This is a genomic window from Streptomyces sp. NPDC001927, assembly GCF_053594455.1.
In genome coordinates this window covers 52,505-74,973 of the sequence record NZ_JBSFEN010000001.1, presented here as the reverse complement: position 1 = coordinate 74,973, position 22,469 = coordinate 52,505, and the positions used below count along the sequence as shown (strand labels likewise).

Annotated in this window: 21 protein-coding genes and 1 tRNA gene; 11 read left to right on the top strand and 11 right to left on the bottom strand. The window is 71.9% G+C overall.

The genetic code is table 11. The annotated features are described in order from the left end of the window. Positions 1-37 precede the first annotated feature (37 nt). The 4 genes from sucC to ACWCO8_RS00345 are packed head-to-tail and all read left to right on the top strand — an operon-like array spanning position 38 to position 4,380. Positions 38-1,204 (top strand): ADP-forming succinate--CoA ligase subunit beta, encoded by a 1,167-nt coding sequence (gene sucC / locus ACWCO8_RS00360; protein ID WP_451030198.1) that lies wholly within the window; start codon positions 38-40, stop codon positions 1,202-1,204. Positions 1,205-1,208: 4 nt separating this feature from the next. Next, positions 1,209-2,117 carry a succinate--CoA ligase subunit alpha gene (gene sucD, locus ACWCO8_RS00355; protein WP_451030197.1) on the top strand — a complete coding sequence of 303 codons (909 nt, stop codon included), beginning with the start codon at positions 1,209-1,211 and terminating at the stop codon, positions 2,115-2,117. A 53-nt stretch (positions 2,118-2,170) separates the two neighbouring features. Continuing rightward, entirely contained in the window at positions 2,171-3,748 is a 1,578-nt protein-coding gene (locus ACWCO8_RS00350) for an aldehyde dehydrogenase family protein (protein WP_451030196.1), read from the top strand. Between the two features lie 20 nt (positions 3,749-3,768). Further along, a complete protein-coding gene (locus ACWCO8_RS00345; RefSeq protein WP_451030195.1) occupies positions 3,769-4,380 on the top strand; it encodes a GNAT family N-acetyltransferase in 612 nt (203 codons plus the stop codon). A 19-nt stretch (positions 4,381-4,399) separates the two neighbouring features. Here the strand turns inward: ACWCO8_RS00345 and ACWCO8_RS00340 are convergent, their stop codons facing one another. Continuing rightward, positions 4,400-5,668, bottom strand: coding sequence for a DUF2254 domain-containing protein (locus tag ACWCO8_RS00340; protein ID WP_451030868.1), 1,269 nt, complete (start codon positions 5,666-5,668; stop codon positions 4,400-4,402). A 255-nt stretch (positions 5,669-5,923) separates the two neighbouring features. Here ACWCO8_RS00340 and ACWCO8_RS00335 point away from each other — a divergent pair. Then, a tRNA-Leu gene (locus tag ACWCO8_RS00335) sits at positions 5,924-6,008 on the top strand. Between the two features lie 100 nt (positions 6,009-6,108). Beyond that, positions 6,109-6,264 carry a hypothetical protein gene (locus tag ACWCO8_RS00330; RefSeq protein ID WP_451030194.1) on the top strand — a complete coding sequence of 52 codons (156 nt, stop codon included), beginning with the start codon at positions 6,109-6,111 and terminating at the stop codon, positions 6,262-6,264. 64 nt (positions 6,265-6,328) lie between these two features. Here the strand turns inward: ACWCO8_RS00330 and ACWCO8_RS00325 are convergent, their stop codons facing one another. Genes ACWCO8_RS00325 through ACWCO8_RS00315 form a run of 3 tightly spaced genes read right to left on the bottom strand, consistent with a single transcriptional unit; the run spans position 6,329 to position 7,939 of the window. Further along, positions 6,329-7,039, bottom strand: coding sequence for a class I SAM-dependent methyltransferase (locus tag ACWCO8_RS00325; protein ID WP_451030193.1), 711 nt, complete (start codon positions 7,037-7,039; stop codon positions 6,329-6,331). Beyond that, positions 7,008-7,496, bottom strand: coding sequence for a hypothetical protein (locus ACWCO8_RS00320; RefSeq protein ID WP_451030192.1), 489 nt, complete (start codon positions 7,494-7,496; stop codon positions 7,008-7,010). Before ACWCO8_RS00320 ends, ACWCO8_RS00325 begins: the two co-directional genes overlap by 32 nt. 5 nt (positions 7,497-7,501) lie before the next feature. Then, entirely contained in the window at positions 7,502-7,939 is a 438-nt protein-coding gene (locus ACWCO8_RS00315; RefSeq protein ID WP_451030867.1) for an ATP-binding protein, read from the bottom strand. 256 nt (positions 7,940-8,195) lie between these two features. Here ACWCO8_RS00315 and ACWCO8_RS00310 point away from each other — a divergent pair, with 256 nt between their 5' ends. From ACWCO8_RS00310 to ACWCO8_RS00300, 3 genes are all read left to right on the top strand, one after another. Continuing rightward, positions 8,196-9,059 carry a helix-turn-helix domain-containing protein gene (locus ACWCO8_RS00310; protein WP_362002572.1) on the top strand — a complete coding sequence of 288 codons (864 nt, stop codon included), beginning with the start codon at positions 8,196-8,198 and terminating at the stop codon, positions 9,057-9,059. Next, positions 9,060-9,296 (top strand): DUF397 domain-containing protein, encoded by a 237-nt coding sequence (locus ACWCO8_RS00305; RefSeq protein WP_137992288.1) that lies wholly within the window; start codon positions 9,060-9,062, stop codon positions 9,294-9,296. Between the two features lie 77 nt (positions 9,297-9,373). Continuing rightward, a complete protein-coding gene (locus ACWCO8_RS00300; protein ID WP_362002574.1) occupies positions 9,374-10,180 on the top strand; it encodes an SAM-dependent methyltransferase in 807 nt (268 codons plus the stop codon). Positions 10,181-10,260: 80 nt separating this feature from the next. Here ACWCO8_RS00300 and ACWCO8_RS00295 read toward each other — a convergent pair whose 3' ends face one another. The 4 genes from ACWCO8_RS00295 to ACWCO8_RS00280 form a co-directional block, all read right to left on the bottom strand. Further along, positions 10,261-12,165 (bottom strand): M64 family metallopeptidase, encoded by a 1,905-nt coding sequence (locus tag ACWCO8_RS00295; RefSeq protein WP_451030191.1) that lies wholly within the window; start codon positions 12,163-12,165, stop codon positions 10,261-10,263. A gap of 70 nt (positions 12,166-12,235) precedes the next feature. Further along, positions 12,236-13,579 carry a 6-phospho-beta-glucosidase gene (locus ACWCO8_RS00290; protein ID WP_451030190.1) on the bottom strand — a complete coding sequence of 448 codons (1,344 nt, stop codon included), beginning with the start codon at positions 13,577-13,579 and terminating at the stop codon, positions 12,236-12,238. 55 nt (positions 13,580-13,634) lie between these two features. Further along, on the bottom strand, positions 13,635-14,033 hold the full coding sequence (locus tag ACWCO8_RS00285; RefSeq protein WP_451030189.1) for a DUF3592 domain-containing protein: 399 nt from the start codon (positions 14,031-14,033) through the stop codon (positions 13,635-13,637). An 88-nt stretch (positions 14,034-14,121) separates the two neighbouring features. Then, positions 14,122-15,918, bottom strand: a complete 1,797-nt coding sequence (locus ACWCO8_RS00280; protein WP_451030188.1) for a hydroxysqualene dehydroxylase — start codon at positions 15,916-15,918, stop codon at positions 14,122-14,124. Positions 15,919-16,066: 148 nt separating this feature from the next. On the opposite strand from ACWCO8_RS00280, the gene ACWCO8_RS00275 reads away from it, so the two are divergent. Beyond that, positions 16,067-16,525 (top strand): YchJ family protein, encoded by a 459-nt coding sequence (locus tag ACWCO8_RS00275; RefSeq protein ID WP_451030187.1) that lies wholly within the window; start codon positions 16,067-16,069, stop codon positions 16,523-16,525. Between the two features lie 12 nt (positions 16,526-16,537). Here the strand turns inward: ACWCO8_RS00275 and ACWCO8_RS00270 are convergent, their stop codons facing one another. Further along, positions 16,538-18,622, bottom strand: coding sequence for an MDR family MFS transporter (locus tag ACWCO8_RS00270; RefSeq protein WP_451030186.1), 2,085 nt, complete (start codon positions 18,620-18,622; stop codon positions 16,538-16,540). Positions 18,623-18,706: 84 nt separating this feature from the next. Beyond that, positions 18,707-18,922, bottom strand: a complete 216-nt coding sequence (locus tag ACWCO8_RS00265) for a hypothetical protein (RefSeq protein WP_451030866.1) — start codon at positions 18,920-18,922, stop codon at positions 18,707-18,709. A gap of 527 nt (positions 18,923-19,449) precedes the next feature. Here ACWCO8_RS00265 and ACWCO8_RS00260 point away from each other — a divergent pair. Next, on the top strand, positions 19,450-21,363 hold the full coding sequence (locus ACWCO8_RS00260; protein WP_451030185.1) for an AMP-dependent synthetase/ligase: 1,914 nt from the start codon (positions 19,450-19,452) through the stop codon (positions 21,361-21,363). A 12-nt stretch (positions 21,364-21,375) separates the two neighbouring features. Here ACWCO8_RS00260 and ACWCO8_RS00255 read toward each other — a convergent pair whose 3' ends face one another. After that, on the bottom strand, positions 21,376-22,434 hold the full coding sequence (locus ACWCO8_RS00255) for an ATP-dependent DNA ligase (protein ID WP_362002586.1): 1,059 nt from the start codon (positions 22,432-22,434) through the stop codon (positions 21,376-21,378). Between the last annotated feature and the right edge of the window lie 35 nt (positions 22,435-22,469).

Below are 22,469 nucleotides of genomic sequence, written 5' to 3'. Positions count from 1 at the left end.
CAGGGGGTGTGCGGCACTTTCGAGCGAGGGAGCCGAGATGGACCTGTACGAGTACCAAGCGAGGGAAATCTTCAAGGGACACGGCATCGCGGTCCCCGACGCGGCCGTCGTCGACCACCCCCGAGAGGCCCGCCGCGCCGCCGAACTCCTCGGTGGGCGCGTCGTCGTCAAGGCGCAGGTCAAGACCGGTGGCCGGGGCAAGGCCGGCGGGGTCAAACGCGCGGCCGACCCCGCAGCCGCCGAGCTCACCGCCCGCCAGATCCTCGGCATGGACATCAAGGGCCACCCGGTCCGCCGGGTCATGCTCGCCCAACCCGTCGACATCCAGGACGAGTTCTATGTCAGCTACGTCCTCGACCGGGCGGCCGGCACCTTCCTCGCCATCGCCTCGGCCGAAGGCGGCATGGACATCGAGGAGGTCGCCGCCACCCGCCCCGAAGCCGTCGCGCGGATCCCGGTCGACCCGGCCGAAGGGGTCTCCGAGGCCAAGGCCGAGGAGATCGCCGCGGCGGCGGGGCTGCCGCCGGAGACCGCCGACACCCTGGCCCGTCTCTGGCAGGTCCTCGTCCGTGAGGACGCCCTGCTCGTCGAGGTGAACCCGCTCGTCCGCACCACCGCCCACCAGATCCTCGCCCTCGACGGGAAGGTGACGCTGGACGACAACGCTCGCTTCCGCCAGGCGCGTTGGGGCGAGGCATCAGAGGTGCGTGACACCGACGGCGACCCGCTGGAGGCCGCCGCGGCGGCCAAGGGCCTCACGTACGTCAAGCTCGACGGAGAGGTCGGCGTCATCGGCAACGGAGCCGGACTCGTCATGTCCACCCTCGACGTCGTCGCCGGCCGGGGCGCCCGCCCCGCCAACTTCCTCGACATCGGCGGCGGCGCCTCCGCGCAGGTCATGGCCGACGGCCTCGACGTCATCCTCTCCGACCCCGACGTCAAGGCCGTCCTCGTCAACGTCTTCGGCGGCATCACCGCCTGCGACGCCGTCGCCGAGGGCATCGTCCGGGCCCTGGACGCCGTCCACCTCACCCGGCCGCTCGTCGTCCGCCTCGACGGCAACAACGCGGCCCGCGGCCGGGCGATCCTCGACGCCCGCGCCCACCCGCTGGTCGAACAGGCCACCACGATGGACGGCGCCGCCGCCCGAGCCGCCGAACTCGCTCTGATTCAGAGCTCTGAAAGCACCGCTGAAGGGATCTGAACCCATGGCCATCTTCCTCACCGAACAGAGCAAGGTCCTCGTCCAGGGCATGACGGGCGCCGAAGGCATGAAGCACACCCGCCGCATGCTCGCCGCCGGCACCGACGTCGTCGGCGGAGTCAACCCCCGCAAGGCGGGCACCACCGTGGACCTCGACGGCCGCCGGATCCCCGTCTTCGGCACCGTCCGCGAGGCCGTCACCGCCACCGGGGCGGACGTCACCGTCGTCTTCGTCCCACCGCCCTTCGCCAAGGCGGCGGTCCTCGAAGCCGTCGACGCCCGCGTCGGCCTCGCCGTCGTCATCACCGAGGGCATCCCCGTCCACGACACCGTGGCCTTCCAGGCGTACGCCCGCGCCCACGGCGGCACCACCCGGATCATCGGCCCCAACTGCCCCGGTCTGATCAGCCCCGGCCGGTCCAACGCGGGCATCATCCCTGCCGACATCGCCCCCGAGCCGGGACGGATCGGACTCGTGTCGAAGTCCGGCACGCTCACCTATCAACTCATGTACGAACTGCGGGAGTACGGCTTCTCCTCAGCCGTCGGCATCGGCGGCGACCCGGTCGTCGGCACCACCCACATCGACTGCCTCAGCGCCTTCGAAGCCGATCCCGACACCGAACTGATCGTGATGATCGGCGAGATCGGCGGCGACGCCGAGGAACGCGCCGCCGACCACATCGCCGCGCACATCACCAAGCCCGTCATCGCCTACGTCGCCGGTTTCACCGCCCCCGAGGGCAAGACCATGGGCCACGCCGGCGCCATCGTCTCCGGTGCGGCCGGTACGGCCGAGGGGAAGCGGAAGGCCCTGGAGGCGGCCGGGGTCGAGGTCGGCTCCACGCCCACCGAGACCGCCGCGCTCGTCGTCGCCCGGCTGGCGGCGGCCGACACCCTCACCCACAATTGACGCGGCCATCGCCCTTCCCGCCCCGACTGTGCACCGAGAGCGGAGAACACTCCATGGCACCGACCCCCGCCCCCACCCCTGACGCCACCCCCACTCCCACCCTCACCCTCAAGCCCGGCACCGCCTGGCCCGACGCCTGGCAGCGCTGCCTGACCGTCGCCCCCGAGGCGTTCCGCGACGACACCGTCCTCAACCTCTGGGCCGGTACCTGGCAGCCCGACGGCCGGCCGCTGCCCGCCACCAGCCCCGTGGACGGCAGCCCGATCGTGGGCCCGCCACGCCTCGACGCGGCCACCGCCCACCAGGCCGTACGCGCCTCGCTCGACCAGCACCGGGCCTGGCGCCACGTCCCGACCGCCGAGCGCCGCGCCCGCGTCTCCGCGACCCTCGACGCGCTCACCGCCCACCGCGAACTGCTCGCCCTCCTCCTCGTCTGGGAGATCGGCAAGCCGTGGCGGCTCGCGCAGGCCGATGTGGACCGCGCGATCGACGGCGTGCGCTGGTACGTCGACAGCATCGACACCATGCTGGCCGACCGCGCCCCGTTGCCCGGCCCTGTCTCCAACATCGCCAGCTGGAACTACCCGATGTCCGTCCTCGTCCACGCCCTGCTCGTGCAGGCCCTCGCCGGGAACGCGGTCATCGCCAAGACCCCGACCGACGGCGGCCTCGCCTGCCTGACCCTCGCCGCCGCGCTCGCCGCCCGCGAGGGGATCCCGATCACGCTCGTCAGTGGCAGCGGGGGCGAGCTGTCCGAGGCCCTGGTGCGCGCCCCCGAGATCGGCTGCGTCTCGTTCGTGGGCGGTCGCGACACCGGCGCGCGCATCGCCACCGAGGTCGCCGACCTGGGCAAGCGCCACATCCTCGAACAGGAGGGCCTCAACACCTGGGGCGTCTGGAAGCACAGCGACTGGCCGGCCCTCTCCGCCGTGATCCCCAAGCTCTTCGACTACGGCAAGCAGCGCTGCACCGCGTACCCCCGCTTCGTCGTCGAGCGCACCGCCTTCGCCGACTTCCTCGCCGCCTACCTGCCGCCCGTCCGGGCCCTGCGCTTCGGGCATCCGCTCGCCGTCGATCACCCGGAGGACCCGCTCCCCGAGCTCGACTTCGGCCCGCTCATCAACGCGGCCAAGGCCAAGGAGCTGGGCGACCAGGTCGCCGAGGCCATCGACCGGGGCGCGATCCCGCTCCACCGGGGCTCCCTCGCCGACGGCCGGTTCCTGCCGGGCCAGGACACCTCGGCGTACCTCCCGCCCGTCACGCTCCTGAACCCGCCCCCGTCCTCACCCCTCCACCACGCCGAACCCTTCGGCCCGGTGGACACGATCGTCCTCGTCGACACCGAGGCCGAACTCCTGGCCGCGATGAACGCCTCCAACGGCGCCCTCGTCGCGACCCTCGCCACCGACGACCCGGAGACGTACGCCCGCCTGGCCCCCCAGATCCGAGCCTTCAAAACAGGCCACGGCAAACCCCGCTCGCGCGGCGACCGCGACGAACTCTTCGGCGGCTTCGGCGCCTCCTGGCGCGGCGCCTTCGTAGGCGGCGACCTCCTGGTCAAGGCCGTCACCGAGGGCCCGGAGGACGAGCGACTCCCGGGCAACTTCCCGGACTACCACCTGATGCCGTAGGCCCTTGGCATGATGGCTCGATGATCGATTCGATACCGGCGGTGGTTCCGGCGGGCCGTATGAGCGACGGTGACCAGCCGGTCTTCGGCCTCGGCGGAGGCTTCGAGCTGAGGCCGTGGCGGGAGGACGACGCCGGGGTGCTGGCGGAGTCGTGCGACGATCCGGACGTCCAGCGGTGGAACCGCCCCGGGCATCTGACGCTGGAGGGGGCGGTCGCCAAGATCGAGGCCTGGCGGCAGCGTTGGCTCGCGGAGCGGGCCGCGATCTGGGCGATCGCCCCGCTCGGCGAGGGCGGGCCGGTCGGCCTGATCGGCCTGGGCGACATGGACCTCCACGGGGGAAGCGCCGAGTTCCTGTACTGGCTGCTGCCGCGAGGGCGCGGACACGGGGTGATGACGCGGGCGACGGTCCGGATCAGCCGGTGGGCCCTGGACGACCTGGGTCTGCACCGGCTCCGTATCACGCACTCCGTCGCCAACCCCGCGTCCTGCCGGGTCGCGACCCAGGCGGGCTTTTCGCTGGAAGGGACCATGCGAAGCGCCTTGCTCCACGCGGACGGATGGCACGACGAGCATCTGCACGCGCGCTTGCAGGGCGACCCGTGGCCGTCGCCGTCGCACGGCGCGTCGTGACGACAGGGCACCGCCCCTCTCACCCGATCCCCTGACGATCCCCCTCCAGCGCGAACGCGCGGTCGGCCGCCTCCGGTGTTGTGCGCTCGATCAGTTGGGTCAGCAGGGTGCGGTGCCGGAGGAGGGGTTCGCGGCGGTCGGCCGGCGCCATGGAGAGCAGGTCGTCGAGGCCTGCCAGCATGCGCCGCGACACCTGGGGGTTGCCCGGGGCGCAGCCGCGGATCTCCGTGAAGCCGAGGTCGACCAGGTCCGTCCACCCCGGTACGTCCTGGACCAGCCGGACCGCGTCCTTGCCGTCGCGGTGGTGGACCGCCCCCAGCGGGCGGTTCACCACGGCGGCCAGGAACTGGGTGATCCGGTCCAGCGCCTGTACGGCGGTCGTCGGGTCGTTCACGGCGGGGGAGAGGGCGCGGAGCCCGATGTCCGCGAGTTGGCGCAGCCCGAAGGCGAGGTCCTGGTGGAAGGTCCGCTCCACCCCCACCGAGACCGCCGCCCCGATCCGGCGCGGCACCCGGCCGCCGTGCACGGCGAGGAGCGGGGTCCCGGGCACCACGAAGTCCCCCATCCGGGGCAGTAGCCGCAGCACCACGCCGTGGCGCCGCGCGAGCCGTACGAGCAGGGCGACGTTCACGTCCCGCACGACCCCGGCGCGCCCCCGGTGCAGCACGTGCTCGGTCGCCTCGCCCAGGTCGCCGAGCTCACCCTCGTACAGCGGCTGCTTCGCGAGGACGCCGAACGCCTCCCACGTGATGTGGTCCACCACGTGCCCCACCCGCATCAGCCGCAGGGTCGCGTTCACGTACGCCACGAAGAGCAGCAGGCTCAGCCCGACCATGAGCAGCGTCAGTACCGACTGCACCAGGGGCACCGTCGTGACGTACCGGGGATCGGCCTCGCTGTCGTACGAGGTGAGGACGAGCAGGGACAGCAGGAACGTGGCGAGGAAGACGGAGAACGTCGCCTTGGTGATCCGGCTCCGGATGAAGATCCGTACGACGCGGGGGCTGAACTGGCCGCTGGCCATCTGCACGGCGACGAGCGAGATGGAGAAGACCACACCGATGAAGGTCATCATCGCCGAGCTGATCGTGGTCACGATCGTCTTGGCGTCCTCGACGATCCCGATGAGCTCGGTGACCGCGTCGTAGTCCTGCTCCTCCTGCAGGAACCGGATGATCGCCTCGTCCAGCGCGGAGGAGACCAGCCACAGCACGAACACGGCCGCCATGCTCACGATCGGGGCGAACCAGAAGGTGTCCCGCAGATGCTCCCGCAGGGGCGACAGCATCCTGGGCCTGCGGTGCGTGGACCCACGGGGCTCGAAGAGATAGCTCACCCAGCGCAGGCTAGGCGCCGCGACCCACTACGCCACGCAGGCGTACGGCGACACTCTGTGCACCACCCGGGCCGGCCCGGCGACGATCAAGGACTCGACTCCTGCCGCACCCCACTGACCACGGGAAACGTGGGTGAAAGGCACCTCAAACCCCTGGTAGAGTTATCCATGTCGCCGCGGGGAACGCCCCAAAACGACAAACACCTAGTCCGGGTGGCGGAATGGCAGACGCGCTAGCTTGAGGTGCTAGTGCCCTTTATCGGGCGTGGGGGTTCAAGTCCCCCCTCGGACACAGATCAGAACGGCCCCAGCCCAGCTGGGGCCGTTCCGCGTTTTCCCTGATGCGCTCCCCAAGGGCCAGGTCAGAGGTGGTGGCCGTTAGAGTCACGGCCATGGGGGCGATCGAGATCGAGTGGGACCCGTTGCCGTGCAAGTGGTGCGAGCGGCCGATCGAGCAGCGCTCGTGGTGGCGTCTCAAGCGGTACTGCAGCCGGTGGCACCGCCTGAAGAACTGGCTGGCCCAGATCGCGGACGAGGTGCTGCTCTGACCAGGCGTGCCCCCCGACGTTCACGCCTCCGGCGAGACCGCGCGTGACGCGGACGGTGCCGACGTCACACCTTCCGCGCCAACACCAGCCGGCACCGTGGGCTCCCGTCGTCCCGACGCCCCAGCGAGTCGATTGCCCGGGTCTCAACCTCGAACCCCGCCCGAGTCAGCCGCTCGCGTACGTCCGCCAGGCGGAACGTGCGGTAGTACATGACGAAGGGCGGCCGCCACACCGCGTTCCGGATGCGCATCGCCGTGTCGAAGCCCAGCAGGGTCCAGTACGCGCGGGAGGCGACGTGGGGTGGGGCCGGGAGGGGGAAGGCCAGGAGGCCGCCTGGGCGGAGGGAGGCGTGGGTTTGGCGGAAGAGGGTGATCTGGTCGCGGGGGAGGAAGTGGCCGAAGGCGCCGAAGCTGACCGCCAGGTCGAACGTCGGGGCGAAGGGGAGGGCCAGGACGTTCGCGCGGATCAGGGTCGCCTTGGGGTGGGCCTTGCGGGCCTCCTCCAGCATCCCCGCGCTGAAGTCGACGCCCGTGACCCGGCCCGCGCACAGCGAGCGGAGGACCGAGAGGCCCGCCCCCGTGCCGCAGCACACGTCGAGGCCCGTGTCGAAGGGGCCGACGGGACGCAGCGCGTCCGTCACCGCCGAGAGAACCAGGTCCGGCGTGCGGAACGGGGTCGCGTCGAACTTCCTCGCCAGCAGGTCGTACCCGTGCTCCACCGAGGAGAACGCCTGGACGGTCAGTTCACGTGCGGTCGGGCCCTGAGGGGTGAACATGCTCCGACATTACGCCGTTGCCCTGCGTCGGGATCAAGCTCCAGGACGGAGCCGTACCCGTCAGTTGGCAGGCGAGCAGATAGAGGGGGATCGGGGGGGTGTACGGAGACGTGCCGTCCGGGTGGTGGATCAGTCGGGGGCGGCGGTCCGGGATCTCGGCGCCCGAGGCGTAGCAGGACGGCAGCGGCCAGCGCAGGTCCAGGTCGGAGCCGGCCGGGACCAGCCACCACCACCAGTCCGTGTCCGCGTAGACACAGCCCTTCGACGGCAGCCGGGAGAGGATGCGGAAGCCGTAGCGCGCCGGGACGCCGACCGCGTCGCAGCCCAGGGTGGTGCGGAAGCCCGGCGGGATGATCAGTGAGGTCGAGCCCCCGGTCGGCGCGCCGGCGGCCGTCCCCGAACCCGCTCCCGCCCCGTCCGGCGTCCTGCGGGACCTCGGCGACAGAAGGGTCGCCATCGACCTCAGCACGTGTGCCCCATGCCGTGGGCCAGTTCGGCCCAGACGACCCGCGCCGTGCCGTGCCCCGTACTGTCCGATCCCCACGCGCTGCTCAGCGCGTCCACGAGGAGCAGCCCCCGGCCGCGTTCCTCCTCGCCGCAGTCCCGGATCCGCGGGTCCGCCGCGCCGCCCTCGTCCCGTACCGCTATCCGCAACTGGTCCTCCCCCTCGCGCAGTTCGCAGACGACATGGCCGCTCGCGGTGTGCACCACCGCGTTGGTGACCAGCTCGGAGACGATCAGCGTGACCGTGTCGCGTATGTCGGGGGCGCAGCCCCAGAGGATCAGCCGCTCCTCCGCCAGTCTGCGGGCGCGCGAGACCGACGAGGTGCGGGCGGGGAGCTCGAAGGTGAACCGGCGGACGTCGTGGCGGAGAGTTTCGGTGCGTGGGCGCTGCTGCATGACGCGGGGGCTCATGAGACCTGAGGGAAGCGCGTTACCAGAAGCCACGACCGGTTCCTCACAACAGTGGGTAAGCAGTGCCGTACGCAACCTCCCGAGGCGTCGCGCGGCAGCAGCGCGTACTGGTTCACCGGAATACTTTGCTCCCGACGCGGACACTTGGCAAGTGGCACTCTGAAAAATGCAGAGTGCTGTGTTCTCTCTGGCCGTGTTCGTGGCACACTCAAGCGAAACAGCGCGTCGGGGAGGTCTGAGAGTGAGCGAGCCGCGGTCCGCCCCCACGGTGGGACAGGTCGTTCTCGGTAGACGTCTGCAGGATCTGCGCGAGCGGGCCGGCCTGAAGCGCGAGGAGGCCGCCAAGGTCCTCCGCGTCGCCCCGGCCACCATCCGCCGCATGGAGACCGCCGAAGTCGCGCTGAAGATCCCGTACGTACAGCTCCTGCTCCAGGCGTACGGCATCAACGACTCCGAGGCCGAGGCCTTCGTCGCCCTCGCCGAAGAGGCCAACCTGCCCGGCTGGTGGCAGCGGTTCCACGACGTGCTGCCCGGCTGGTTCTCCATGTACGTCAGCCTGGAGGGGGCCGCGAGCCTCATCCGGGCGTACGAACCCCAGTTCGTCCCCGGTCTGCTGCAGACCGAGGGGTACGCCCGCGCCATTCTGCGCAGCGGAGCGGTCGGCGCCAGCAGCGCCGAGGAGATCGAGCGTCATGTGGCCCTGCGGATGGAGCGCCAGTCCCTGCTGACCAGGGAGGACGCCCCGAAGTTCTGGGTGATCATGGACGAGACGGTCTTCCGCCGACCGGTCGGTGACGGGCCCGAGGTGATGCGCGACCAGCTCGACCGGCTGCTCGAAGCGTCCGAGCTGCCGAACGTCACCCTGCAAGTCGCGGAGTTCGCGTCCGGCCACCACCCCGGCACCTACGGACCGTTCGTCCTCTTCCGCTTCGCCGTGCCCGAACTCCCGGACATGGTCTACAGCGAGTACCTGACCGGCGCCGTCTATCTCGACGCGCGCCCCGAGGTGGCCTCCCACCTCGAGGTCATGGACCGCATGGCGGCTCAGGCCGCGACTGCACAACGCACGAAGGAGATCCTCCGGGGTCTCCGCAAGGAGCTGTGAATGGATCGCATATACAACGGCATGCCCGCCGCGGATCTCGGTGCCGAAGGCTGGCACAAGCCGTGGAGCGGCGGGAACGGGGGCAACTGCGTGGAGGCCATGAAGCTGGCCGACGGCAGAGTCGCCGTGCGACAGTCCGCAGACCCCGAGGGACCCGCGCTCATCTACACCCACGGCGAGATCGCCGCGTTCATCCAGGGAGCGAAATCCGGTCAGGCAGACTTTCTGCTCACCTGACCTCTTCCGTCGCACCCCTACCGTCGCGTAACTCTTGCTGCAGTGCCAGTAGTTCCACTCCCGGACCAGGAGCCCCCATGACCCAGGACCCCGCAGCCGTACGGATCGACACCAGCAAGCCGCACCCCGCGCGGATGTACGACTGGTTCCTGGGCGGCAAGGACAACTACCCGGTCGACGAGGAGATGGCCAAGCAGCTCCTCACCCTCGACGCCCGCGGCCGTGACATGGCCCGGGTCAACCGGGCCTTCATGCACCGCGCCATCCGCTGGCTCAGCGCCCACGGCGTACGCCAGTACCTGGACATCGGCACCGGCATCCCGACCGAGCCCAACCTGCACCAGATAGCCCAGCAGGCGGCGCCGGAGTCGCGGATCGTCTATTGCGACAACGACCCGATCGTCCTCGCGCACGCGGCCGCCCTGCTGCGCTCGACCCCGCAGGGGGCCACCGAGTACATCCAGGCCGACGCCCGCGACCCCGAGATCATTCTCGAAAGGGCCGGAAAGGTCCTTGACTTCGACCAGCCCATCGCCCTCTCGATGCTCGCCCTGCTGCACTTCGTCGGCGACGAGGACGGGGCGTACGACCTGGTCCGCAAGCTCGTCGACAAGCTGGCCCCGGGCAGCTACCTCGTCCTCTCGCACGTCACCGGGGACTTCGACCCGGAGGGCGCGGCCAAGGCCGTCGAGATGTACAAGGCCCGCGGGCTGACCCTCCGGCCGCGCTCGCGCGACGAGCTCGCCGCGTTCTTCGAGGGCCTGGAGCTCGTCGAGCCCGGGGTCTCGCTCACCGCCGAGTGGCACCCGGAGCTCGGCGAGGTCGTCCCGGTCCAGGGCGACGACCCGATCCCGGGCTGGGCCGCCGTCGGCCGCATCGCCTGACCGCGCGCCGGTCGAAGGCGTTCACGGAGTACGCGCCGAGGCCCGCGGACCCTTCCGGTCCGCGGGCCTCGCGCGTTCCGTCAGCTACCCGGCTTCACCAGCGTCACCAGGAACGACTTGGCCGGGCCCACGTTGCCGGCCGCGTCGATCGTGCGGTACTCGATCGTGTGCGTGCCGTAGTCCGGAGTGGCGTCGTCCCACGGCACCGCGCGGCTCCGGCCGAGCTTCCCGTAGACGAGGTCGTCGATGACGGTGCCGCTCGGCGAGAAGCGGAACGGCGCCTCGGCGTCGGTGGGCCAGCCGTAGTACGTGTACCAGCCGTCACCGTTCACCCGGAACTGGCGCACCACGGAACCGGGTTGGTCGTCCCGCGCGGCGAGGCCCATCGTGAACGGACCGTCGTAGACGTACTCGACGGGCCGGCCCGGTCGGTTCACCGTGCGCAGCGGAGTGGACAGTTCGTACGAGGCCGTGGCCGGCCGGGCGTCCACCGTCCACCTCAACTCGGCGTCCGTGCCCGCGATCCGGGCGGTCAGGGTGTGCGTCCCCGGGGTGAGCCGCAGTGCCCGTAGGTCCAGGTCCCGGTCGTTGCCCGGGTTCGCGACCGGCCGGCCGTCGAGCCGCCACCGGACGGCCGGGGCGGAGCGCGTCGGGTGGGTGGTGTCCGCGTGGACCACCGAGCGCGCGCCCACCGGGGCCGTCGTCGGGGTGTGGCCCGTGAACGCCGGCCCAGTGCCGTCGACGGGCGTGGTCAGGGCGCGGTCCACGGTCCAGCTCACCGTGCGGGTCAGCGCCGCCGAGCCGCGTACCGCCGGGTCCCGCACGAACGGCGTCGGGTCGGTCACCGTCGCCGTCAGGGTGTGGGTGCCGGGGGAGAGGGGGAGGGCGCGCAGGTCGACCGTGCGGGCGTTGCCGGTCCTGAGCGTGCGGCCGTCGAGGCGCCAGACGACGTCGAGTTCACCGCCCAGCGGGTGCAGGGTGTCCACCCACACCGTCCGGTCCGCCCCGATCGGCGCCGAATTGGGGGTGTGGTCCTGGACGAGGTTCACCTTCGCGGAGATCGCCCGGACCATCACCTCGCGCTCGACCTGGTCGAAGGCGTAGCCGAGGGTCTTCATGATCGAGTGCCGGCTCGGCCGCCAGACACCCGTGGTGCTGTACAGGCCGCCTTCGTGTCGCCCGATGACACCGCCCGCCTCGCTCGGTTCGCCCAGCCAGCGCCACCACTTGGCACGCTGCTCGCGCATCTGAGCCTCGGTCAGCAGGGTGTGGTGGGCCGAGGCCGGCTCCGTACCCTCGTACGCGCCGCCCGCGACCCCGCGCGCGTAGTAGTCGTACTCGTCCTGGAGGCCGCCGAGCGAGTGGCCTATCTCGTGCGGGGTGATCAGCGAGGAGAGCGCGTTGCCGCCGGACGCCGTCGCGTAACTGCCGCCCGCGCCACCGTAGGTGTCGCTGTTCGCGAGGGCCACGATCTGCCGGTTGGCGGGGCTCGTGCCCGGGACGAGACCGGCGAGCGCGGCGGCCTTCGTGCTGTCCACGGTCAGCAGCCGCTGCACACTCGCCGGGTTGCAGCCGCCCCAGAAGCCCATGTCCAGCGCGGTGTCGCGGCGGGGCGCGTCGAGGCCCGGGTCGCAGTCCACGCCCGACTCCGGCGAAGGGACCTCCACCGCCCACACGTTGATGTACGAGCGGTACGAGGCGAACGGCTCGATGCTCCACAGCACACCCAGGTGCCTGTCGACGTCGGCCCGGAAGGCGGCCGTCTCCTCGGCGGTGTAGCCGTCGCCCATGACCACCAGGTTGAAACGCTTCTCGGCGGGCCCGGTGAGCTGGACGGGGACGACGCGCGCGGCGGCGAGGGCCGGGTCGGCGGGCTCGGCGGACTCGGCGACCGCCGGTCCCGCGGCCACCAGCCCGGCGGTCAGCAGACAGCCCGTGGTGAGACGGACGATCGCCCGTCGAAAACGTGTGCCAGGTGAGGTCATGGGGCGCGAGCGTAGGCCGCGCCCCTCGCCGCCGTAAAGATGTTCGCCGGACAGTCGTCCGGACGTCGATTCAGCGGCGCAGATACGCCAGTTCGGGATGCTCCGCCGTGTAGCCGTCGACGAGGCGTCGCGCCACGGAGACCGAGTCGACCAGCGGATGCAGCGCGAACGCCTTGACCGCCGTCGCCCGTTCCCCGCTCTCCGCCGCCGAGAGCACCTCGCGCTCGACCGCCTTCACCGCCGTCACCAGACCCACCGCGTGGTACGGCAGCGGTGCCACGGAGACCGGATGGGCGCCGGCCGCGTCCACGAAGCACGGCACCTCGATCACCGCGTCCGCGTCGAGCACCGAAAGGGTCGTGCCGTTACGGACGTTGAGGATGAGCGTGGCCCGCTCGTTGCGCGCGATCGCCCGCATCAGCGCCAGGGCCACCTTCTCGTACCCGCCCGACTCCAGGTCCTCCTCGTCCCGCTCCCCGACCCCGGCGGCCTCCCGGTTGGCGGCCATGTAGGTCGCCTCGCGGTCCGCGAGCGTACGGTGCCAGGCCGCCAGCGGAGGCGTGTCAGGCTTGCTCATCTCCGCGTAGAAACCGGCCTGTTGGTCGCGGAGGTACGCGCCCCGGGTCCGCTCGGCCTGCTGGTAGGCGCGGACGGCCTCGCGGTTGAAGTAGTAGTAGTGCAGGTACTCGTTGGGGATCGCGCCGAGCGAGCGCAGCCACTCGGGGCCGAAGAGCCGGCCCTCCTCGAAGGAGCCGAGCGCCTCCTCGTCCGCGAGCAGCCGCGGCAGCTCGTCCCGCCCGCCGACCCGCAGCCCCCGCAGCCAGCCGAGGTGGTTGAGGCCCACGTAGTCGATCCACGCCTCGGCCGGGTTCGCGCCCAGGATCCGGGCGACCCGGCGGCCGAGCCCGACGGGGGAGTCGCAGATGCCGACGACCCGGTCACCGAGCACCCGGGACATCGCCTCCGTCACCAGGCCCGCCGGGTTGGTGAAGTTGATGACCCAGGCGTCCGGGGCGAGCGCGGCGACCCGCCGGGCGATGTGCGTCGCGACCGGCACCGTCCGCAGCCCGTACGCGATCCCGCCCGCGCCGACCGTCTCCTGACCGAGGACCCCTTCGGCGAGCGCGATCCGCTCGTCGGCGGCCCGGCCCTCCAGACCGCCGACCCGGATCGCCGAGAAGACGAAGTCCGCTCCGCGCAGCGCCTCGTCCAGATCCGTCGTCGCCGCCACCTCGGGGGCGTCCGGCACCCCCGCGCCCTGCTCCGCGAGGACCCGGGCGATCGCCGAGAGCCGGCCGCCGTCGAGGTCGTGGAGGGTCACCCGGGTGACCCGGCCCTCGGCGTGGTCGCCGAGCAGCACGCCGTACACCAGCGGGACCCGGAATCCGCCGCCTCCGAGAATCGTCAGTTTCATGCTCGTACGCTACTCACCCGGCGGGCCCGGGCGGCCCACCGGGACGACGCGTCCGTCACCGCCCGAACGCGACGGCCACGGTGAGGAACACGGCGCCCACGCCGAACGCGAGGGCGAGGACCGTGACCTTGTACGCGACCGTGTCGAGCCGCGCCGTCTCCGGGCGTCCCGGCAGATGCACCACCCGCACCCGGGCTCCCTCCCGCGGGCTGCGGGGCGAGCCGCTCAGGTCGCTGGTGAACTCCCGGTGCGTGCCGTGTTCGTCGCGGAAGCCGACCACCGGGGAGTACACGCGACTGTTGCCCTCCCGGGAGGTGACCTCGTGACGCAGCACCACACCCTCGGAGCGGACTCCGGACCGCCGCATCCGCACCTGCGTCCGCGCCTCCCGCACTCCGCCGGCCACACAGACCAGGCCCGCGAGGACCAGGAGGATCTGCCAGGAGCTGTCCATGGAGCCACTCGCCTCTCGTCGCGCGTCGGTCCTCGGTCCGTAACACGAACGGGCGGGGTGGGGCGGTTCCGCCGGGCCGAGTCGCTCGTCACCCCACGTCGAGCGCGTTGCGCAGACCGAGCCGGAAACGCACCCGGTCGTGGCGCTTGAGCCCCTCCAGCTCCGGGGCGCGGAAGAGCGGCTCGACCGTGCAGCGCGCGGCCGTCGAGCCCGTACGGTCGAGCAGCGCGTTGACGGCCTGCCGGGCGGAGGCGTTGGCGCCCTCCATGGTGGCCAGGTCGATGTCGACGGCCACGTAGTCGCCGGCCAGATAGAAGTTCGGCACCCGCGTGGCGGCCTGCGGGCGGTTGTGGAAGGTGCCGACCGGGTGGACGAGGAGCTGGTCGTCGTTGGTCGGGTTCGGGGTGCCGAGGCCGTCCACGCCCGGGTCCAGGAACCAGGAGTGCAGGGAGCCGTCCTTCAGGACCGTACGGCCCGTGTCGTTGAAGCCGGCCTTCAGCTGGGCCCACACCTCGCGCGCCACTTCCGTACGGGTGCACTGCTTGGCCGTCTTGCCGTAGAGGATCCCGGGGCGGTCCCACTCCGAGATGTCCACCGACAGGCAGTCCACGACCGATCCGTCGCCGTAGTCGGCCGGGAAGTTCCGGGTCGGCCAGTGCTGCGCCTGCTGGATGCAGGTCAGGGACCAGGGGGAGTCGATCAGGTTGGCGTGTCCGGCGAGCAGGGGCGCCTTCTCGGTCAGATAGAACTGGATGCCCGTCATCCAGTCCGTCTCCAGACGGTCGCACCGGGCCAGCTGGGGATCGGCCGCCCGCAGCGCGGCGCCCCAGGTCCGCCGGGCGTGCTCCACCGGCAGGGCGGAGATGTAGTGATCGGCCGTGACCGACCTCCGTACCCCGTCCGGGTCCTCGATCACGGCGGCCGAGATCCGCCCGGCCGCCGCGTCGTACGCCATCTCGCGCACCGTCCAGCCGACCCGGAACTCCACGCCCAGACCGGTCAGATGGGTGACCCAGGGGTCGATCCACGCCTCGTTGGTCGGCAGGTCGAGGATCCGGTCGAGCGGTCCGTCGGCGCCGCGCCCGAGCGCGTTGAAGGCGAAGGCCTCGAGGAGGGTCGCGACCGTACGGGTACTGGCCTCCTCGGCCTTGGTGGCCACGATGTTGCGGGTGAGCCCGACGGCGAGGATGCGCTGGTAGTCGTAGCTCATGCGGTCGGCGCGCAGGAACTCCCACCAGGGCGTGGCCTCCCAGGTGCTGTTCCGCCGCTCGTCGCAGCTGGTCAGGAAGACCATGAAGCGGTTGACGAAGTACGCGGCCTCGTGGAGCGGGATGGACCGGGCGGTCTCCAGGAGCGCGGTCAGCGCGCGGCGGATCTCGTCGAGGGTGAGCTCGGCGGGCCGGTGACCGGGCCAGGGGAGCGGGATGCGCAGGTCCTCGCGGCCCGTGCGGGCGAAGGCCATCTCGGCCGGGGCGACGAGGTTGTCCCAGACGCCGTTGGCGTTCCCGGGGAAGGGGATCCGCCGCATCGTGTCGGGGAGGTTGTGGTAGATCCCGGGGATGAAGCGGAAGCCGTGCTCGGCGGGGAGCGCCCGCCGCCCGCCCCGGGCACTGTCCGGCACGTCCATCGAGCGGGCCTTGCCGCCGAGCGCCCGGCGCTCGTAGACGGTGACCCGGAAGCCGCGCTCGGCCAGTTCGTGGGCGGCGGTGAGACCCGCCACGCCACCGCCGAGCACGGCGACGGCGGGGGCCGCTGCCTGCTCGGCGCGGCCGGTCGTGGCGGCCGCGTGGGCCGGTACGGCTCCGACGCCGGCGGTGGCGGTGGCCGCGGTGACGGCGGCGGCCGTGCCGACGAAGGTGCGTCGCGAGGTGCCCGTACGGTTCATGCCCCAGCCCCTTTGGCTTACCGGCGGTAACAGTCACGTCCGGCGCAGGAGCATAAGGGCGTCCACCGGCCCCCGGAAGCGTCGTGCGGCCACCGCCCCGCACATGGCGCGATCCCGACCCCGCGCCCCGCACGACACAATGGGGGCCATGTCCCGCCGTAACGCCCGGAAGAACCCCGCCCGTAAGACCGCGTCTGCCGCCCCCGCCGTCTCCGCCGACTCGCCCTGCCCCTGCGGACTGCCCGCGCGGTACGGCGCGTGCTGCTGGCGCTTCCACGCGGGGCCCGCCACCGCGGCGCCCACCTGCGAGCTGCTCATGCGCTCCCGCTACAGCGCCTTCGTCGTCCGCGACGCCGCGTACCTGCTGCGCACCTGGGCACCGGAGACCCGCCCCGGCGAGGTCGACTTCGACCCGTCCATGCGCTGGGCGGGCCTGGAGATCCGGGAGACGACCGACGGCACGGCCTTCCACCAGTCCGGAACGGTCACCTTCGTCGCCCGCTACACCCACGGCGGCGAGGCCGGCTCGCTCCACGAGCGCAGCCGCTTCCGCCGCCACGAGGGCGCCTGGGTGTACGTCGACGGGGACTTCATCGACGAGGCGTGAGCCGCCCGCCGCTCACGAGGAGATCCCGACCTGCTCCCGCTTGCGTGGCAGCCCCTGCGCCAGGTCCTCCGCGATCAGCTTCTTCGCGATGGCGTCCGTCGCCGCCCGCAGCTCGGGGCCGCTCGGACGGCCGCGCTCCTCCTCGACCCGGTCCTTCAGCCAGTCGCCCCAGGCGTGCGTGATGACCTCGGCCTCGCGCTCGCCCGCCCGGGTGTGCGAGAGGAGGTTGCCGTCCCGGGTCAGGAACCCCTCGTCGACCATGCGCTGGAAGACCGGCAGCAGGACCTCCGGGGGGACCCGCCGTCCGGCGGAGATCAGGCCGAGACTGGCATGCCCGACCGTACGTGTGAAGAGCTCGACCTGCATTACCGCCCACGCGCCCGCCGTGTCGAGCCGGGTGTCGGAGTCGGCGACGATCCGGCGCGCGGTGTCCAGGTCGGTCTTCCGCAGGATCCTGCCGACGGAGAGTTCGAGGAGCTTGGCGGAGTCGCCCGACGAGGTGGGCGAGGCGAAGCCCTCGCCCATGTCGGGGGCCGAGGCGCGGGCGGTGTCCCTGAGCGGCACCTGCTTGAGGAAGAGCGCGACGACGAAGCCGAACGCCGCGACCGGCACCGTCCAGAGGAAGACCGTGTGCAGGGTGTCCGCGTACGCCTGGACGATCGGCGCCGCCACGTCGTCCGGCAGCCCGTGGAGCCCGGCCGGACTCGTCGCGGCCGTGGCGATCTCGGACGCGGACAGGCCCGGCCCGGCGACCGCAGCCGCCTCGCCGACGCCCTGGGCCAGGTTGGGCTTGAGGGAGTTGGCGTAGATCGTGCCGAAGACCGCCGTGCCGAAGGAGCTGCCGAGCGTGCGGAAGAAGGTGACGCCCGAGGTCGCGGTGCCGAGGTCGGCGTACTCCACCGTGTTTTGCACGGCGATGGTGAGCACCTGCATGCACAGACCGATGCCGGCGCCGAGCACGAACATGTACAGGGACTCCAGCCAGGCATTGGTGTCCGTGTCCATCAAGGACAGCAGGAAGAGGCCGACGCCCATCACGAGACAGCCCACGATGGGGAAGATCCGGTACGTGCCGGTCTTGCTGACGGCGTTGCCGCTGTAGATCGAGGCGATCAGCAGACCGATGACCATGGGGAGGGTCCGGATGCCGGAGACGGTGGCCGAGTCCCCGTCGACGTACTGGAGGTAGGACGGCAGGAAGGTCAGCGAGCCGAGCATCGCGAAGCCGACGACGAAGCTCAGCACGGAGCAGACGGTGAAGACCGGGTTGACGAACAGCCGCATGGGCAGCATCGGTTCGGCCGCGCGGGTCTCCACCCAGCAGAAGAGGGCGAGCGCGATGAGTCCGCCGACGAAGAGCCCGATGATGACGGCTGAACCCCAGGCGTACTCGTTCCCGCCCCAACTGGTCGCCAGGATCAGGGCGCTGGACCCGGCGGCGACCAGGGCGATGCCCGCGTAGTCGATGATCGGCTTGCTCGCCGAGCGTACGGAGGGGATGGTGCGGGCGGCCGCGATGACGACCAGGATCGCGATCGGGACGTTGACGTAGAACGCCCAGCGCCAGCTCAGATGGTCGGTGAAGAGCCCGCCGAGCAGCGGTCCGATCACGGTGGAGACGCCGAAGACCGCGCCGATCGCGCCCTGGTACTTGCCCCGGTCGCGCAGGGGGATGACATCGGCGATGAGCGCCATGGCGGTGACCATCAGACCGCCGGCGCCGATGCCCTGCAGTCCGCGCCAGACGATCAGCAGCGTCATGTTGGTGGCGAGGCCGCAGAGGAAGGAGCCGGTGATGAAGACGATCGCCGAGATCTGGAAGATCACCTTGCGGCCGAAGAGGTCACCGAACTTGCCGACCAGGACGGTGGCGACCGTCTCCGCGAGCAGGTAGGAGGTGACCACCCACGACATGTGGGCGGCGCCGCCGAGGTCCGAGACGATCGTCGGGAGGGCGGTCCCCACGATCGTCTGGTCGAGCGCCGCGAGCAGCACACCGAGCATGATCGTGCCGAAGACGATGTTGCGGCGGCGGCTGTCGAGCACGGGTGGCGAGGCGGCCGGGGGCGCGGGTGCGGCTTCGCTGGTGGTGGTCACCTTCGCAGCCTCACACCGGGCGGCGTCACCCGCATGCGGGGAACACCCGAACCGGTGCGGTACCGGGGCGGCGCCCCGAACGGCCTAAAGGAAGCCGGGCTCCTGGCGCGGGCGGACCGGCAGCAGCGGGTGGTGCTTGGCCAGGATCTTGTTCGCCCGGGCGAGCGCGGAGAGCGCGTGCTCGCGGTCCGCCCGGTCCTCCGCGCAGAGCGGGCCCCGGAACCGCAGCACCTCGCGCGCCGCGCAGTCGGCGTCGACCTCCGCCTGCAGGACGTGCAGCGGCAGGCAGGACCCGATCATGGCGGCCACGCGGTCGGGGATCGGGACGGGTACGAGGGGCGAGGGCGAGGTGATCACGGGCCAGTCCTTGTGGGTACGGGGTTCGGGTGTGGGGTCTCCCTCCTCATACGTACAGGATCGGCTTCCCGGTTCGGAGACGGGGTTGTCTTCGCGGGGCAACGGCGGGGCCCTCGTTCGGCGGGGTGTGCGGACGTTCGCCGCCCGGTCCGGGAGTGCCGCGCGCCGCGCCTCGCGGTGTTCCCGCAGGTGCGCGCCGCGCGGGGCGATCTTCCTCGTCGAGCGGCCGGTCGACTCGCCCATTTGTTCGCCAAACCTGGGATCGGGCGTCCGCACGTGAATGTGAAGCATCTCACTCCCGAAAGGGCAGCCTCGGCGTTCCCGAAAGGGCGGCCGGGCGGCGGGGAATCACTCGGGTCCGGTCGTGCGCGAAAGGTTGAAATCTGGTTACGGGTGAGTAAGTTGACTGGGCGACAGGCCATCCGGAAGTCCCGCTCGTTCCCCGTCCGCACCCGCGAACAGGAGCCGCCATGGGCGTACGCAAGGACCTGAGGCAGGCAAGGAAGCGCCCCGACCTGATCTGCCGCTTCCCCGTGCGGCTCGTGCGGGAGGACGGCGTCGTCCGGGAGGCCCACACGCCCCTGCCGGCCGGGCCCGCGCCGTCCGGGACCCCCGCCGACATCCCCTTCGTCCACGCGGCCCAGGACCCCGGCGCGATCGTCATGCGCCGCCAGGAGCACGGGAACTGGCGACCCGTCACCGCCGCCGAGTTCGCCGGAGACGTCGTCGCCGTGGCGAAGGGGCTGATCGCGGCGGGCGTCGAACCCGGCGGGCGGGTCGGGCTCATGGCCCGTACCGGGTACGCGTGGGCCGTGCTCGACTTCGCCATCTGGTCGGCCGGCGGGCAGACCGTCCCCGTCTACCCCACCTCCTCGCCCGACCAGGTCGCCTGGATCCTGCACGACTCCGGCACCCGGCATGTCGTCACCGAGTGCGCCGAACACACCGCCACCGTCGCCGAGGCCGCCGCCACGCTCCCCGAGCCGGTCCGCACCTGGCAGACCGACGCCGGTGGCCTGGCCGAACTCGCCGCCCTCGGCGCGGAGATCGCCGACGCCGTACCGGCCGAGCGCCGCGCCGCGCTCACCCCGGACACGGTCGCGACCCTCTGCTACACGTCCGGCACCACCGGCCGCCCCAAGGGCTGCGCCCTCACTCACGGCAACCTCCACGCCGAGGCGCGCGCCACGGTGGAGCTGCTGCACCCGGTCTTCCAGGCGATCACGGGCCAACCCGCCTCGACCCTCCTCTTCCTGCCCCTCGCCCACATCCTCGGACGCGTCATCCAGCTCGCCTGTCTGATGGCGCGCATCGAGATCGGCCAGTTCCCCAGCATCAAGCCCGACGAACTCCGCCCCGAACTGCGCCGGTTCAGGCCCACGTTCGTCGTCGGCGTGCCGTACCTCTTCGAGAAGATCCACGACACCGGCCGCGCCACCGCCGAGAAGCTCGGCCGGGGCGCCTCCTTCGACCGCGCCGACTCCATAGCCGTGCGCTACGGCGAGGCCTCCCTGAGCCACGCCCTCGGCACGGGACCCCGCCCAGGCGCCGGCCTCACCGCCGCCCACGCCCTCTACGACCTGCTCGTCTACCGGCGGATCCGCAAGGAGCTCGGCGGGAACCTGCGGTACGCCATCAGCGGCGGCTCCCCGCTCGACAGCCGCCTCAGCCACTTCTTCTACGCCTCCGGGGTCCTCGTCTACGAGGGCTACGGCCTCACCGAGACGAGCGCGGCCGCCACCGTCACCCCGCCCCTGCGTCCGCGGCCCGGCACCGTCGGCCGCCCGGTGCCCGGCACCGGCGTCCGGATCGCCGACGACGGCGAGGTGCTCCTCAAGGGCCCCATCGTCTTCACCGGGTACTGGAACAACCCCGAGGCCAGTCAGGAGGTGCTGCGGGACGGCTGGTTCGCCACCGGCGACCTGGGCGCCCTCGACGAGGACGGCTATCTCGTCATCACCGGCCGCAAGAAGGACATCCTGGTCACCTCAGGGGGCAAGAACGTCTCGCCCGCCGTCCTGGAGGACCGGCTGCGCAGCCGCCCGCCGGTCGGCCAGTGCCTGGTCGTCGGCGACAACCGCCCGTACATCGGGGCGCTCGTCACCCTCGACCCCGAGGCGATCCAGCACTGGCTGGCCGTACGGAAGCGGCCGGCGGACACCCCCGTGGCCGTGCTCGCCGAGGACCCGGAGCTGCTCGCCGACCTCCAGAAGGCCGTCGACCACGCCAACCGGGCCGTCTCGCGGGCGGAGTCGATCCGCCGGTTCCGGGTCGTCGCGGGGGAGTTCACCGAGGAGAACGGGATGCTGACCCCGTCCCTCAAGGTCAAGCGGCACGCGGTCATCGCGGCGTACGGGAGGGAGATCGACGCGCTGTACGGCTAGCCGCCCGCCGGACTACGCCAGCACCTCCGAGAGGTCGTACGAGACCGGCTCCTCCAGCTGCCCGTACCCGCAGGACTCCGGCGCCCGGTCCGGACGCCACCGCTTGAACTGGGCCGTGTGCCGGAAGCGGTCGCCCTCCATGTGGTCGTACCCCACCTCGCAGACCCGCTCGGGCCGCAGCGCCACCCAGGACAGGTCCTTCTTCCCCGACCAGCGGCTCGGCGCGCCCGGCAGCCGGGCGCCCGCGTGCGCGGCCTCCTCGGCCCAGGCGGCCCACGGGTGCCCGTCGGGCGGGTCCATCCGCAGCGGCTCCAGCTCGGCGATCAGCTCCTCGCGCCGCTTGGCGGTGAAGGCCGCGCAGACGCCGACGTGCTGGAGGGTGCCGCCGTCGTCGTACAGACCGAGGAGGAGCGAACCGACGACGGGACCGCTCTTGTGGAAGCGGTAGCCGGCCACCACCACGTCGGCCGTCCGCTCGTGCTTGATCTTGTACATCAGCCGGGCGTCCGGCCGGTACGGCAGGTCGAGCGGCTTGGCGATGACCCCGTCGAGGCCCGCCCCCTCGTACTGCTCGAACCAGCGCGCCGCGACCTCCGGGTCGGTCGTCGCGGGCGCCAGGTGGACCGGGGCGTCGACGCCCCGCAGGATCTCCTCGAGGGCGGCCCGCCGGTCGGTCAGCGGGGTGTCGAGCAGCGAGTCGTCGTCGAGGGCGAGCAGGTCGAAGGCGATGAACCGGGCCGGGGTCGTCCCCGCCAGCATCCGCACGCGCGAGTCGGCGGGGTGGATGCGCTCGGAGAGCCGGTCGAAGTCGAGCCGCCCGTCGTGCTCGATCACGATCTCGCCGTCGACCACGCACCGCCGCGGCAGCCGGGGGAGCAGCGCCTCGACCAGCTCGGGGAAGTAGCGGGTCAGGGGCTTGCCCGTGCGGCTGCCGATGACCAGCTCGGAGCCGTCGCGGTGCACGATGGCGCGGAAGCCGTCCCACTTGGCCTCGTACTGCATGCCCGGCGGAATCTTCTTCACGGACTTGGCCAGCATCGGCTTCACGGGCGGCATCACCGGGAGATCCATGGACTGATTGTCCGGTATGCGGGGAATGTCGGCGA